The organism is Streptomyces sp. Q6 (assembly GCF_036967205.1).
GTDB lineage: Bacteria > Actinomycetota > Actinomycetes > Streptomycetales > Streptomycetaceae > Streptomyces > Streptomyces citrinus.
On sequence record NZ_CP146022.1, the window covers coordinates 5404994 to 5418925 of the forward strand.

Below are 13932 nucleotides of genomic sequence, written 5' to 3' on the forward strand. Positions count from 1 at the left end.
GGCGCCGCTACTCGTTCTCGGCGAAGAGCTCTGTGGCAGAGGCCACGCTGAAAGCGCGGTCCATCCAGCGGTCGACCGTGTCGAGGTCCGTGCACTCGGCGATCCGTCGACGGTCCTCGGCGGTGGTGTCGATCCCGCGGTGATCGAGGATGCGCAGGACCCCCTCCGCCTTGCCCTTCGCCTCGCCCTTCGCCTCTCCCTGTGCCTCGCCGGCGAGGTACTGCTCCTCGGCGAAGGTGCCATGACCGGGGAAGTGGATGGTTGCCATCAGATCCCTCCAGATGTCGTGAGCCCGGCCCTTGCCGAGGCTGAAGTCGAGCGATTCCCACCAATACCCGCTGTTCTCGACAGGAATCGCGGCCAGGGCCAGAGCCAGCGACTCCAGTATGGCCGGAGATTCCGGATCCTCGCTGCGCAGAACGGCGGCCAGTGCAGCCACGGCCAGATTCTCGGCGGCCGCATCCGGGCTGGTGATCGCGGGAATACTGTCCGGGCCCAGCACGAGCGGATGCACCGTGTGGGAGGTCCAACCGGCCGCACCGAAGTGAAAGGGCCCCGCCGCCCAGCGCGCGGTGGCGCGGTCCCGTGTCGTCACCAGGAGGAGAGCGGGGCGCTCGTACTTCGTCGCGTAATAGCCGAGGTAGTAGGCCCAGCTCGCCGGCTTGTCCGGCTTGACCCGCTGCTGCGACTCGACGATCACGGTGACGTCTTCGGAGCCCGCCCAGGTGACGTGCAGCACGCTGTCGGCGCGGCGCTCCAGCGGCTTGTGCTCCGTGGCATCCGGAGAGATCACCTTGATCTCGGGCGCCGGGGGAACCGGCACGCCAAGCGCGCACAGGACCGGCCCCAGGACTTCCGGGTGGTCCTGGAAGATCCGGTGAATGAACTCGTGGCTGCTGGTGACCATGGGCGAGACCGTAGGTCCGCTCGCGCGAGGGCATGCGGGATTCGCCGGGTGATCACCCTTGTGGGTGGCGGCGCGAACTAGCGGCTCGGGCAGGGGAGTTGAGTCATCCTCGTCAGCTGTCGCCGTCGCCACCCTCGTCCGCATTCTCCGGGTAGGCGATGTAGCTGCCCTTCCCGGGGAGGGTCACGACGAGACCGCGTTCACGGAGCTCTTTGGTGGCGCGGCGGATGGTCAGGTGGGCAACGCCGTACTCCTCGGCGAGATCGCGCTCGCCGGGGAGGCGAGCTCCCGGCTGAAGCGTGCCGTCGGCGATCTGCCCGGCGATGTAGTCCGCCAGCTGCATGTAGACGTACGCGATCTTGGTCGGGTCAATCGGCGAGCGATTGCGTCCAGAGTCCGATGCCATTCGAACACTGTACGACGCCTGTGACCTGCGCTTATTGCCAGGTCGCCCACATGCGCTATACAGAGCTCAGCTTCTACCTCTACGGTGGGCATGCGAGACCCCGGCGACGGAGGCAACCGTCCCGGGGCACGGCCAACGCTGCAAGGAGCGTCAACGTGCTCGACCTTACTCTCAGGGCCCTGGCCTGGGTCCTGCGGATCTGCATGCCCGCACCGTCCGGCCGCCACCGGGCCCCCTTCGCCCTGGCGGCGCCGACCCCGCCCCCGCCACCCCGCTACACGGAACGCCTCGACGGCGCCGCCTCCCACCTCGTACGCCCCTACGTCCTGTCGGCGGCGGAACACGAGCACCGGCGTCGACAGCAACGCGACCGCCGCCGAGCCCTCTACCTGGCGACGCTCGGCATCGACGTAGGACCGCGCCCGGAGCTGATCCACGGAGGCGCGCGATGACGATGCGCATGTGTGCCCGCTGCCAGCGCACGACCGAGGAGCCGGTCCTGGTCCACGAGGTCCACGCCCCGACGGGCCCCGGCTTCAACGTCTACGCGTGCCCGGACTGCGCCCGCCACTACCCGCCCCTCACCGACGCCCTGAAACTCCTCGACGAGACCCGACGGGGACGGCCGGAGCCTGAACTCCAGCGCCAGGCATCGCGGTTGACGCTCGCCGTCTACCGGGTGGACGCGCACGGGCGCAGGGTCGGGGAGTGCGGGCCGGTCCGGGAGGTGGTGGCGGCGCCGGGCGACCCGCAGCCGCGCACGCCGACCGCGCTGCCGTGCCGCTGCCCCCGGTGTGATGCCACGGGCGGGCCCGAGTAGTCGACGACCCTGCGGTCGCGGTCGAGGGGGTAACGCGCCCCCTCGACCACCGGCTCCTGGACCAGGCCGTGCAGGGCGGTGATGACCTCCCGGCCCACCGGGGTGGTGAAGTCGCGTACGAGGTCGGTCGCGAAGCCGGCGACGCCGATGACGCGGCCTCCGGCGAGTTCGATCTGACGGAAGGCGGCCTGCTCGGTGCGCGAGGAGAGGCCGCCGCAGGCGTCGAGGAGCACGGAGACCTCGTACCCGGCCGCGAGGGCGTCGAGTGCCGTGTGCAGCACGACGATCTCGCTGGTCACGCCGCAGAGGGCGAGGTGCTTGCGCGGCTGGGCGGTGAGGGCGCGACGGGTGGGGGTGTCGTCCCAGGCGCACGGTCCGTCACGGACGAAGACCGGCGCCTGGGGGACGGCCGCCTCCTCGACGACGGCGGGGCCGCCGGGGCGCGGCGCAGCCGAGAGGATGACCGGCAGTTCGAGAAGCTGGGCCATGCGGGCGAGGATCCCCACGGATCGCCTGATGGTGGCCGGCGGGGTCGTGTCACTGAGATCGACGATGCCGTCCTGGAGGTCGGCGAAGTGGAGTTGGACGCCGGCGGGACCGAGCATGACGAACCCCTTCGGGCAGCGCCTGAATCATTCTCGGCGTACTCGGCTCGATGGCGACCGATCTCTTCGCGGCCCGCATCAAGGCGCGTCAACTCAAGCCCAAACACGTGGGGTTGATGGTCGGACCGGTGCAGGCGGTGGGCAAGGTCCCGGGCCGGTCCGAGCGGGCCTCACTCGGCACGATCAAGACCGGCGTCGGAACGGCTGTCCGCTGTCAGAGGGTGGCGGCACGCAGCACAATCAGGGCGACGGAGGCCATAGCGAGGACCGCCGCCGGGGACGCGCCCTTGCGGTCGCCGACGCGCAGGTGGAAGGCGACCGCCCCGGCGAAGTAGAACGTCAGGCCGATCGCGGCGGCGATTCCGACGGGTCCCCACCAGAGTCCGGCGATCACACCGGCCGCGCCCGCGATCTGAGCGCCGATCAGGAAAGCCATCATGCGCTGCGGCACTCCGAGGGTGGACATCTGCTGCGTGATGTGCGGCGTCCGCAGAGACTTGGCCCCGGCCGATATCAGGAGAAGCGCCGACATGAGCACGGTGACGACGGCAAGCGAGACGAACATGGCTGAAACCTCAATCGTGCGAGATGCGAGTCAGGGAGCGTGCGCACCTCGACGACGATAGGCGGCCATCAGGTACCTCCAGGTAACCTTCGAGGCGTGAGCCTGCGTCCCGGAATCGTCTTCCTCGCCGACTGTCCCGCTCTCCTGGCCATGGAGATCATCGCCAGCAAATGGTCCATGGTCACGCTCTTCGCGCTGACCGACGGCCCGTTGCGCCACGGCGAGCTGGTCGAGCTGAGCGGTGGCATCTCGCGCAAGGTACTGACCCAGACGTTGCGCCGGCTCCAAGCGAACGGGCTCGTCGAGCGGCACGCGTACGCCGAGGCCCCGCCGCGCGTGGAGTACAGCCTGACCGATCTCGGGCGAACCCTGGAGGAGCCCATCAGGATGCTCACCGCATGGGCGCAGGAGAACGGCGAGGCGGTCGTCACCTTCCGGGAAACAGCCGAAGCCGCCAGGACCGTCGAGGCGGATCAGGCGACCCCGGTGAAGACCTCTTCTGTTGATCAGAACCCGAGCGGTTTCTGATCAACAGAAGAGGCTGGACCTGTAGACCCTGTGATCGGGCCCCTGCGAGAGGCCAACGCCGACCGTCACATCAGGAACTACAGGTGGAGTACTGGACGGAGAGGCCGACTCTCATCGGCAGCCGGGAGGCTTCCGCTCGGTCGGCACGAACCGCATGGTCGGCATTCCGGCGGCGTCGAAGTTGGCGGTGTCCGGCCCGATCAGGGTCATATGACCGGCGAGCCGCTGACTGTACTGCGAGGGCGGGTCACCCTTGACCTGTGGCGCCCCCGGAAACACGGAGTCGAGCACCCGCCAACGCCCGCCGAACTCCACCCACTTGATTCCGCAGTGCGTGTAGATGTCGTACGGGTACGGCTTGTGGTCCTTCGGATGCGCCGGCCCTTTCTCCCACTCGCCGTTCTCGCCCTTGGCCTCGGTACGTGCGGGCAGCGTAGGCCCGGTGTACGGGTCGTCGCCGGGGTCGTCGGACAAGGACGAACAGCCGACGAGCAACAGCCCGACGCTCAGAACCAGGACGGCGGCACGCCGCGACAGTGTCATACGCCCCAGACGTCGCGGGCCCGCGTTTCGTTCGGCCGACGAATGCGCGGCATGCGGGGTGAGTCGGAACGGCTCGGGGCCGTAGGGCATGCGCCTGCCTCGGCCTCCTACCGCTACGCCGGAACTCGCTCAGCAGAACAGCGGAGGAGTCGGTGAGCTGTCGCCTGCAACCGTCTCCCGATCCCGTACGGCATGTCACAGGGAGCCGCCCCCTCTCGTCGTAAGGCGTGTAGGCGATGTCCGGTGGAGGAGCGAGGGCTCATGAGTCTGAATGTCACGTTGTGGATCTGCACCGGCCTGCTGGCCCTGGTGGCTCTGGGCGGTGGTGTCAGCAAGGCGTTCGTGCCGACGGAGAAGCTCGCCGCCGCGCACGGTGGGGGATGGACCGGTGACGTGCCGGGGCTGTTCGTGAAGGGGCTCGGGGTGGTCGAGCTGTTCGCCGCCGTCGGGCTCGTGCTGCCCGCGCTCGTCGGGGTCGGGACCGTGATGGTGCCGGTGACCGCCGCCTGCTGGGTCGTGCTGATGGTCGGCGCCATGGCCACGCACGGGCGGCGGGGCGAGATCGGGCTCGTCGGGGTGAACCTGATCTATCTCGTGCTCGCGGCGCTTATCGTGTGGGGTCGCCTCGGCCCCGAGTCCTTCGGCGGGTGAGCGTGCGTGAACGGCGTTGTTCCAGAGGGTGTCGGGCTAGGCGGGGGAGCCGGGATGGGTGGCAGGACCGATGAGTTCGAGGAGTTGCGGCCGCTGCTGTTCTCCATCGCGTACCGGATCCTCGGCAGTGTGAGCGAGGCCGAGGACGCGGTGCAGGAGAGCTGGCTGCGGTTCGAGGCGTCGGCGACCGTGCCGCGGTCGGTGAAGGCGTTCCTGTCCGCCACCGTCACCCGGATCTCGATCGACGTGCTGCGCTCGGCGCGGGTACGCCGGGAGCGGTACGTGGGGGCCTGGTTCCCCGAGCCACTGCTCTCCGATCCGTACGAAGACCCGGCGCGATCCGCGGAGTTGGCGGACTCCGTGTCCATGGCCGCCCTGTTGCTGCTGGAGCGGCTGAGTCCGCTGGAGCGGGCCGTGTTCGTGCTGCGCGAGGTGTTCGACTTCGGGTATCCCGAGGTCGCGGAGGCGGTGGGGCGTTCCGAGTCCGCGTGCCGGCAGCTCGCCGTGCGGGCCCGTAAGCACATGTCCGAGGGGCGGCCCCGGTTCGAGGCGGACCGCGGCGAACGCGAGGAGCTGGCGGCGCAGTTCTTCGACGCGCTGCGCGAGGGCGACGTCCTCGGACTCCAGGAACTGCTCGCCGCCGAGGTGTCCATGGTCGGCGACGGCGGCGGGAAGGCCCCGCAGCTGGCCCGCGCGATCATCGGCGCCGACAAGGTGGCCCGGCTCCTCGCCTCCGTCTTCCCCGGGATGGCCAGGGTCGAGGTGTCGTTCGAGCAGCACGAGGTCAACGGCCAGCCGGGCGCGATCTTCCGCGACCGGGACGGCAAGGTCCTCAACGCCCTGGCCCTCGACATCGCGGACGGGCGGATCCAGGCGATCCGGTCCGTCATCAACCCCGACAAGCTGCGGCACGTCGGGCCGGTGGCGGACGCGTGGGCCGTCGACCAGGAGGTACGGCGCGCGATGCGGCGCGGCGACACCCTGGAGGACTGAGGCGGTCGGGGTCCGGGCGGAGGGTCCGGCCGCACCCCCGGCTCCCCCCCACCCCTCCGCAGAAATGTCGCACCGGGCCCGCCGCCGCGACATTTTCCGGCACACACCCCTAGGACGCCGGCCACACCGTCAGGTTGCCGGTCAGGAAGTTGCCCTTGCCCTCGGGCAGCGCGGTGGATTTCGTCTGGACCACGAACAGGCCGATGGTGCCGTCGGGCTGCTCGAAACAGATCTCGCTCTCCGTCGTGATCGCCGCCAGCGGCATGCGCTTGTCGGCACCCGTACCGGCGAGGTAGCCGCGGCAGTTGTCGAGGGCCGAGCCGTCTCGCTTCCAGGCCGGCGCGATCATGGTCTTGTCGCTCTCCAACGCGCAGCTGGTCTCCTTGGCGCAGGTGAAGCGGATGTCGCCCTTACGGTTGTTGAGTTCGGAGCCGTCCCTGAGGCGCAGGGAGTTGTCCTCCCGCAGCATCTGCATCGGGTGCGTGGCCGCCCGCGGCGACGCGGAGGACCCGCCCGACCCGGAGGACGCGGAGGACCCGGAGTTCCCTGAGCTACCGGCGGAGCCCGCCGCGTCCGTCGTGCCTGAAGTGGCGTTGGCTCCGGAGGAGTCGGACCCTGCCGACGAACCCGATGAGCCCGACGAACCCGATGTGCCCGTCAGGCCCGACGATCCCGACGACTGCGACGCCGCCCCGTTCGACCGCGCGGCCCGCGCCCGGTCGATCCCCTCGTACAGCCCCCAGCCCAGACCGCCCAGCAGCAGCAGACCCACCGCCGCGCCCGCGACCCCGATCAGCGCGTTCCGGCGTCTTCGGGACCGCCGCGTCTCCGGGTCGGCCCAGGTCGGACCGGTGGGTCCCGCGTCCGGTGCCCGCCACGGGGAGAGCGGCTCGGTGGCGTAGACGCGCGTGCCCAGGGGGGCCGGGGCGGGCGCCGGGACCGGGCGTGGCACCGTCACCTCGGGGCCCGTCACCTCACGCCACACCGAGAGACCGGTCCCCGCGTCGGCGTCCGGGCCCAGTTCCCTGCGGCACCACTCCACGATCTCCGTGAGCCCCGCCCGGTCCGCCGGATCGGCGGCCAGGCATCGGGAGATCAACGGCCGCAACTCCGCCGGGAGTCCGGACAGATCGGGTGCTTCGTGCACGATCCGGTACAGCACGCTGACCGCCGGACCGTCCCCGTACAGCGGCTCGCCGAGCGCCGCGAACGCCGCCGTCTGACCGAGCGCGAACACATCGGTCGCCGCCGTCACCTGGCCCGCGGCCGCCTGCTCCGGCGCCATGAACTGCGGCGTTCCGATAGAGGTGCCCGTCACGGTGTGCGAACTGATGCCGGAGGCCAGCGAGATGCCGAAGTCGATGACGCGCGGGCCGTCCGACGCGAGCAGGACGTTCGACGGCTTCAGATCGCGGTGCACGATCCCCGCGCCGTGGATGGCGTGCAGCGCCTCGGCCACCCCCGCCATCAGCCACAGCACCGCGGGCACCGGCATCGGTCCGCGCCGGGCGACGGCCTCGGCGAGCGAGGGCCCGGGGACGTACAGCGTGGCGAGCCAGGGCGGAGTGCCGTCCGCGTCGCCGTCGATCAGCTCGGCGGTGTACGCGCCGCGCACCCGGCGGGCCGCCTCCATCTCCCGGCGGAAGCGCCGCCGGAAGTCGGGATCGTCGGCGAGTTCGGGCCGTACGACCTTGAGGGCCACGGGGCGCCCGCCCTGCGTGTGCGACAGATAGACCCGGCCCATGCCGCCGGCACCGAGCCGGGCGGCGATCCGGTAACCCGCCACCACCGTCGGATCGTCCGCCAGAAGCGGCTTGAACACCCCACTCGCGTCGTTCACCGGCGCTCCCCCCACTCCCGAGTCGAACCGCGGCAGCCGTTCAACGGTCAACCGCGGACGGCAGCAGCCTAAGCGCCGGGCTGTCAGAGATCGCTGGCGGCCCGGCGCGTGGAAGGGAACCCCTCAGCCGACCCGCACCGGCAGTCGCTCGACCCCGTACACGATCGACAGCTTCCGGAACTCCAGCTCGGCAGGCTCCACCGCCAAGCTCAACTCCGGGAAACGGCCGACCAGTTGGGGGAACGCGGCGCGCAACTCCATCTTGCCGAGCTCGGCGCCGATGCAGCGATGGATGCCGTAGCCGAAGGCCAGGTGAGAGGCGGCCGGCGGGCGCGACGGGTCGAAGGCGTCCATGTCCGGGCCGAGCCGCGGGTCACGGTCGGCGGCGCTCAGCGAGACGATCACGATGTCGCCGGCCGCGATCGGCACGCCGCCGATCTCGATGTCCTCACGGGCGAACCGCGGGAACGCCGTCTGCACGACGGTGAGATGACGCAGGAGTTCGTCGACGAAGGGCGCCGCGACCGTCGCCGGGTCCTCCGCGTCGCGCAGCGCCTCGAAGTGCTCGCGGTCCTTGAGCATGATCAGGGTGCCGAGCGCGATCATGCTGGCCGTGGTCTCCAGACCGCCGGTCAGGACACCGTCCGCGAGCCCCGTCAGCTCCTCGTCGGTGATGTTGTCGCCGTGCTCCCGCACGAGCATGCCGAGCAGGCCCTCGCCGGGATTGCGGCGCTGCTCGGCGACCACGCCGCGCAGATAGTCGAGCGACTGCGACACCGCGCCGAACGACGCGCCCGCGCCGCCGAGCACGTCGAACCGGGCGACCGAGAACCGCTGGAACGCGTCGCGCTCCTCGTACGGGACACCGAGCAGCTCGCAGATGACGAGGGCCGGGACCGGCATCGCGAAGTGCTCGACGAAGTCGGCCGTGCCGTCGGGCGACTCGTGCGCCGCCTTCTCCAGGTGCGCGAGCTGCTCCTCGACGATCGCGTGGATGCGCGGCGTCAGACGCGACAGCCGGCGCATCGTGAACTCGGGGGTCAGCAGCCGGCGCAGCCGCGTGTGGTCCGGCGGGTCGCAGAAGCCGAGACCGCCCGGGTTCTGGTCCGCCCCCGCGCCGCCCACGCCGACCAGGTGCCGGAAGTCGTTGCTGAACGCCTTGGCGTTGCCCAGGACGTCCTTCGCCTGGTCGTACCCGGACACCAGCCAGACCGTCATGCCGGGGATCGGCAGTCTGCTGACGGGCTCGCTGTCGCGCAGCGCGCCGATCTCGGGAACCGGGTCGACGCCCTCACGTCGCAGGGGCAGCAGCGCCCCGTCGGGCAGCTTCGACAGGACGGACAGATCGAGGCTTCCCCCCTTCTTCCGCAGCCGGGAGAAGTAGAGACGGGTCAGCCAGGTCGCTATCGCGGAACGTACGGACATGTGCTCGCATTTCTGCGGTGAGGCGGGGGGACGGACGGGTCGTGCGGGGGGAAATGTGCGGGATGAGGGGAGAAGAGAGCGGAGCGGGGCGTGGGGTCCGCCAAGAGTACGTGCGGACCCTGGGGGCAACGGAAGAGGGGACTTCCCCCGAATCGCCCCGGGGGCCACCCCTACCGGAGGCCGCTCACTTCGCGGGCAGGGCCGGGAAGCCGCCCGTCGTCCCGTCGATCAGTTCCCGCAGGATGTCCATGTGGCCCGCGTGCCGCGCCGTCTCCTCGACCATGTGCACGAGCACCCAGCGCAGCGACACCTTCCGCCCGTCCCACGCCGTACCGACCGTGTCCAGCGGCAGCTCGGCGACGGCCCGGTCGGCGGCGGCGCGCGCCCGCGCGAAGAAGGCCAGGATGTCCGCCGTCGTCTCGTCGTCGGTGGCGGCCATGTCCTCGTTCTCGAACGGGTCGAACCACAGCGGTTCGCTCTCCCGCCCGAACGTCTCGCAGAACCAGCCGTACTCGACGGACGCCAGGTGCTTCACCAGCCCGAGCAGGCTCGTCCCCGAGGGAGTCAGGGGGCGCCGCGCCTGCTCCTCGTCGAGCCCGGCCAGCTTCCAGACGACCACGTCCCGGTGCCGGTCGAGCGCGATGTGCAGGCTCTCTTTCTCGTCGCCCTCGAACGGGACCTGCCTGATCCGCTCCGTGCCCATGCCGTGTCCCCCGTTGTTCCGCTGTCCCGCTCGATCTGGTCGCATGAAAGTAGCAGCGCCCACCGACAGCGCCACTGACAGCGCCATCGAGCGTGCCGACGGCCCGTGCTCAGGGCCGTGCCGCCGTCGCCGTCGGGAAAAGAAGATGAGCCGCTCCGGGTTCCCCTGCGACCATGGCGGCCATGACCAGCGCCGATCACCCTCGCCCCACGCACACCGGACGCCCCTACGAGGAGCTCGTCGCGGAAGCCGTCGCCGCGCCCACCGACGGCTGGGACTTCTCCTGGTTCGACGGCCGGGCCACCGAACAGCGCCCCACCTGGGGATACGCCCGTCTGCTGGGGGAGCGCCTCGGCCGCGTGCACTCCGCGCTCGACCTGGACACCGGCGGCGGCGAGGTCCTGAACCTCGCCCCGAAGCTGCCGCCCCTGATGGCCGCGACCGAGGGCTGGCCGCCGAACGTGGCGAAGGCCACCCGCCTCCTCGGCCCGCGTGGCGTGGTCGTCGTCGCGTCGGCCTCCGACGCCCCGCTGCCCTTCGCCGACGACGCCTTCGACCTGGTCACGGCCCGCCACCCGGTCAAGGCCCCGTTCCCCGAGATCGCCCGCGTGCTGCGGCCCGGCGGCACGTACTTCGCCCAGCACGTGGGCCCCAGCAGCGTGTTCGAGCTCGTCGAGCACTTCGTCGGACCGCAGCCGCAGGAGGTGCGCAACGGCCGCGACCCGCAGATCGAACGGGCCGAGGCCGAGGCGGCGGGCCTGGAGATCGTCGACCTGCGCGCCGAGCGCCTGCGCATCGAGTTCTACGACATCGGGGCCGTCGTCCACTTCCTGCGCAAGGTCGTCTGGATGGTCCCGGGCTTCACGGCCGAGGCGTACGAGCCCCAGCTCCGCGCGCTGCACGAGCGGATGGAGAAGGAGGGCCCGTTCGTGGCCCACAGCACCCGCCACCTCATCGAGGCCCGCAAGCCTCTGACGTGACGGGCGACGTGGTGGTCGTACAGGGCGTGGACGATCGAGATCGCGCAACAGCCGCAACTCGTGCGGGCACGCCGACTGTTCGAGACCGGCGGCCATGACCTTCATGATCGTGGCCTCGCCGTGGGCCGTCGTCCTCGCGACGATGCCGCCGTTGCTGTCGGCGATCGCGAACGCGGGCCGCCACGGTGTGCTGATCAAGTCGGCCGCGGTGACGGATCACGCCGGTCGTCCCTCAACTCCCTCACGAAGAAGACGAGTTGCCGAGCCTCTCCGCCTCGGCGGAACAGTGCAGCGAGCATCCGGTGGGCCGGGCGATCGTGGCGGCGGCACGGCCCCGTCCCCGACGACGCCCCGCGCACACCGGCGTGGCCATGGGTTGCGGCGGCTCCGACCTGGCAGGGCACCTCCCGCTGCCGCTGGGCGTCGCGGGGGCACGAGGGTTCCACCGTCCTGGTGGGCCTGGACGGGGTGACGCTCGAAGTAGCAGCCCGGGGCAACCGATTCCGCATCGTTATCGATCCTGGCTCGATCCTCACGTAAACCTCACGTAAGTTCAGACCAACGGCAATTCGCGTGAGCAAAGCTGCGCGGCGGTACCGCGCGGCGGAGGGGGCTGCGCGGTACCGCATGCCCCCTCGCCCGTTCGGGCGCGCATCGAATGCGCCATATCTGCGGCCTCGCCGCGCCCGTGAAGCGGTGCGTCAACCGCGCGGATGACACGGGAGAGGGACGCCGAACCTCTGGCGTCGCCGTCACGGGAACGAGGCCGAAGCCGCTCGTGGGCCTGCTGTGAGGCGGCCGGAAACCTACCTCCAGGAGTCGCCGGGCGACTCCGGAGAGTAGTTGTGGCATGCCGATGCGCGCAGCATCACTTACGAAGGGTTATGGTGGAAACCCCCCCTCGGGCCGGTCCGTCTCCCCCCCACGGACCGGCCCGTTTTTTTGTCCGGACAAGGCCCCGGTCGCGGGGCTGCGGCCCGATCGGGGGATCAGCTCCGGCCGGCCCAGATGTTCGTGCCGGGCGTCGAGACGGCGAACGAGTCGATTTCGGTCAGCTCGTCGGCGGTCAGCTTCGGAGCGGCGAGCGCCGCCACGTTCTCCTCCAACTGCTTCACGCTGGACGCGCCGATCAGGGCCGACGTCATCCGCTCGTCCCGCAGCACCCAGTTGAGCGCGAGCTGCGCCAGGGACTGACCGCGGCGCTTGGCGATGTCGTTCAGGCCGTTCAGCCGGCGCACGACCTCGTCGCTCAGCAGGTCCGGGTCGAGGGACTTGCCCTGCGTCGCCCGCGAACCCTCCGGGATGCCCTTGAGGTACTTGCCCGTGAGCAGACCCTGCGCGAGCGGCACGAAGGAGATGCAGCCCATGCCGGCCGCCTCCAGGGTGTCGAGCAGCCCGTCGTCCTCCGTCCAGCGGTTGATCATCGAGTACGACGGCTGGTGGATGAGCGCCGGGACGCCCATCTCCTTGAGCAGCCGCGCGGCCTCGGCGGTCTGCTCGCTGGTGTACGAGGACACACCCACGTAGAGCGCCTTGCCCTGCTGGACCGCCGATGCGAGCGCTCCCATCGTCTCCTCGAGCGGCGTCTCGGGGTCGAAGCGGTGCGAGTAGAAGATGTCGACGTAGTCCACACCCATCCGCTTCAGCGACGCGTCGAGCGACGACATCAGGTACTTGCGGCTGCCCCACTCGCCGTACGGGCCGGGGTGCATCAGGTACCCGGCCTTGGTCGAGATGACCAACTCGTCACGGTACGGGGCGAAGTCCTGGGCGAAGATCTTGCCGAAGTTCAACTCGGCCGAACCGGGCGGCGGTCCGTAGTTGTTCGCCAGGTCGAGGTGGGTGACGCCCAGGTCGAAGGCGCGGCGCAGGATCGCCCGCTGGGAGTCGAGGGTGCGGTCGTCCCCGAAGTTGTGCCACAGGCCGAGCGAGATCGCCGGCAGCTTCAGGCCACTGCGGCCGGTGCGCCGGTACTCCATGGAGTCGTACCGGTCCGCGGAGGCGACGTAAGGAGAGGTGTCGTTCATGGGTACGAAACTACGTCAGTGCACTGACACCCCATAGCTGGGACCCCGTCTCACGGCGGTAGGCTTTCGCCTTCGGGGACCGCCATCTGCACGGAGGGGCAAAAAGACCGTGAACCTGCGCGACAGGCTGCGCGGCCTGCTGGTCAGGCTGTACGCGCGCCGGGTGGAAGGCCACCTGGACCATGACCAGGTGCCCAAGCACATCGGGGTCATCATGGATGGCAACCGGCGCTGGGCGAAGGCCGCCGGGTCCACCACCGCCCAGGGCCACCAGGCCGGCGCGGACAAGATCGAGGAGTTCCTCGGCTGGTGCAGCGAGACGGACGTCGAGGTCGTCACGCTCTGGCTGCTCTCGACGGACAACTTCGACCGCCCCCAGGCCGAACTGGTCCCGCTCCTCGGCATCATCGAGGACACCGTGCGCTCGCTCGCCGCCGACGGCCGCTGGCGCGTGCACCACGTGGGCGCCACCGACATCCTCCCGTCGGGGCTCCAGACCGTCCTGAAGGAAGCCGACGAGGCCACGGCCCACGTCGACGGGATAGTGGTCAACGTCGCGATCGGCTACGGCGGCCGCCAGGAGATCGCCGACGCCGTCCGCTCGATGCTCCTGGACGCCGCCGAGAAGGGCGACTCCCTCGAAGCGGTCGCCGAGGCCGTCGACATCGACCTCATCGGCAAGCACCTCTACACCAGCGCGCAGCCGGACCCCGATCTCGTCATCCGCACCAGCGGTGAGCAGCGCCTCTCGGGCTTCATGCTGTGGCAGACGGCCCACTCCGAGTACTACTTCTGTGACGTCTTCTGGCCGGCGTTCCGGAAGGTCGACTTCCTGCGCGCGCTGCGCGACTACGCGGCGCGCGGCCGCCGCTTCGGCGGCTGACACCGAGTCACCGCGGGACGTAGGTCATCAGGAGTTAACGCACGCGTCGTCATATG

Annotated in this window: 15 protein-coding genes and 1 pseudogene; 7 read left to right on the forward strand and 9 right to left on the reverse strand. The window is 70.5% G+C overall.

What is annotated here, in order from left to right:
* Positions 1-7 precede the first annotated feature (7 nt).
* Positions 8-907 (reverse strand): hypothetical protein, encoded by a 900-nt coding sequence (locus V2W30_RS25240; RefSeq protein WP_338700003.1) that lies wholly within the window; start codon positions 905-907, stop codon positions 8-10.
* Between the two features lie 112 nt (positions 908-1019).
* Positions 1020-1313: a winged helix-turn-helix domain-containing protein gene (locus V2W30_RS25245; protein WP_338700004.1), complete on the reverse strand. Its 294-nt coding sequence runs from the start codon at positions 1311-1313 to the stop codon at positions 1020-1022.
* Positions 1314-1468: 155 nt separating this feature from the next.
* Here V2W30_RS25245 and V2W30_RS25250 point away from each other — a divergent pair, with 155 nt between their 5' ends.
* The gene (locus tag V2W30_RS25250) at positions 1469-1765 is read left to right on the forward strand and encodes a hypothetical protein (RefSeq protein ID WP_338700005.1); all 297 of its coding nucleotides are present in this window, start codon (positions 1469-1471) and stop codon (positions 1763-1765) included.
* Between the two features lie 220 nt (positions 1766-1985).
* On the opposite strand, the gene V2W30_RS25255 is transcribed toward V2W30_RS25250, so the two are convergent.
* Positions 1986-2738, reverse strand: a complete 753-nt coding sequence (locus tag V2W30_RS25255) for an isochorismatase family protein (protein WP_338700006.1) — start codon at positions 2736-2738, stop codon at positions 1986-1988.
* Positions 2739-2952: 214 nt separating this feature from the next.
* Positions 2953-3303, reverse strand: coding sequence for a DoxX family protein (locus V2W30_RS25260; RefSeq protein WP_338700007.1), 351 nt, complete (start codon positions 3301-3303; stop codon positions 2953-2955).
* 150 nt (positions 3304-3453) lie between these two features.
* On the opposite strand from V2W30_RS25260, the gene V2W30_RS25265 reads away from it, so the two are divergent.
* Positions 3454-3831 (forward strand): helix-turn-helix domain-containing protein, encoded by a 378-nt coding sequence (locus tag V2W30_RS25265; RefSeq protein WP_338703754.1) that lies wholly within the window; start codon positions 3454-3456, stop codon positions 3829-3831.
* Positions 3832-3942: 111 nt separating this feature from the next.
* On the opposite strand, the gene V2W30_RS25270 is transcribed toward V2W30_RS25265, so the two are convergent.
* Positions 3943-4374 carry a hypothetical protein gene (locus V2W30_RS25270; RefSeq protein WP_338700008.1) on the reverse strand — a complete coding sequence of 144 codons (432 nt, stop codon included), beginning with the start codon at positions 4372-4374 and terminating at the stop codon, positions 3943-3945.
* Positions 4375-4635: 261 nt separating this feature from the next.
* Here V2W30_RS25270 and V2W30_RS25275 point away from each other — a divergent pair, with 261 nt between their 5' ends.
* Both V2W30_RS25275 and V2W30_RS25280 read left to right on the forward strand, forming a co-directional pair.
* Positions 4636-5025 carry a DoxX family protein gene (locus tag V2W30_RS25275; protein ID WP_338700009.1) on the forward strand — a complete coding sequence of 130 codons (390 nt, stop codon included), beginning with the start codon at positions 4636-4638 and terminating at the stop codon, positions 5023-5025.
* Positions 5026-5079: 54 nt separating this feature from the next.
* Positions 5080-6018 (forward strand): RNA polymerase sigma-70 factor, encoded by a 939-nt coding sequence (locus V2W30_RS25280; protein WP_338700011.1) that lies wholly within the window; start codon positions 5080-5082, stop codon positions 6016-6018.
* 109 nt (positions 6019-6127) lie between these two features.
* On the opposite strand, the gene V2W30_RS25285 is transcribed toward V2W30_RS25280, so the two are convergent.
* The 3 genes from V2W30_RS25285 to V2W30_RS25295 form a co-directional block, all read right to left on the reverse strand.
* A complete protein-coding gene (locus tag V2W30_RS25285; protein WP_338700013.1) occupies positions 6128-7858 on the reverse strand; it encodes a serine/threonine-protein kinase in 1731 nt (576 codons plus the stop codon).
* Between the two features lie 123 nt (positions 7859-7981).
* The gene (locus tag V2W30_RS25290; protein ID WP_338700014.1) at positions 7982-9283 is read right to left on the reverse strand and encodes a cytochrome P450; all 1302 of its coding nucleotides are present in this window, start codon (positions 9281-9283) and stop codon (positions 7982-7984) included.
* A gap of 184 nt (positions 9284-9467) precedes the next feature.
* Positions 9468-9986: a DinB family protein gene (locus V2W30_RS25295; protein ID WP_338700016.1), complete on the reverse strand. Its 519-nt coding sequence runs from the start codon at positions 9984-9986 to the stop codon at positions 9468-9470.
* A 182-nt stretch (positions 9987-10168) separates the two neighbouring features.
* Here V2W30_RS25295 and V2W30_RS25300 point away from each other — a divergent pair, with 182 nt between their 5' ends.
* Together V2W30_RS25300 and V2W30_RS25305 are read left to right on the forward strand one after the other, a co-directional pair.
* A complete protein-coding gene (locus V2W30_RS25300; RefSeq protein ID WP_425244593.1) occupies positions 10169-10966 on the forward strand; it encodes a class I SAM-dependent methyltransferase in 798 nt (265 codons plus the stop codon).
* 91 nt (positions 10967-11057) lie between these two features.
* Positions 11058-11304 (forward strand): annotated as a pseudogene (locus V2W30_RS25305) (heavy metal translocating P-type ATPase); the annotation flags it as partial.
* A gap of 651 nt (positions 11305-11955) precedes the next feature.
* On the opposite strand, the gene mgrA reads toward V2W30_RS25305, so the two are convergent.
* Complete coding sequence (mgrA, locus tag V2W30_RS25310; protein WP_338700020.1) at positions 11956-12993, reverse strand: L-glyceraldehyde 3-phosphate reductase; 1038 nt, start codon at positions 12991-12993, stop codon at positions 11956-11958.
* A gap of 109 nt (positions 12994-13102) precedes the next feature.
* Here mgrA and V2W30_RS25315 point away from each other — a divergent pair, with 109 nt between their 5' ends.
* Complete coding sequence (locus tag V2W30_RS25315; protein WP_338700022.1) at positions 13103-13876, forward strand: isoprenyl transferase; 774 nt, start codon at positions 13103-13105, stop codon at positions 13874-13876.
* Positions 13877-13932 lie beyond the last annotated feature (56 nt).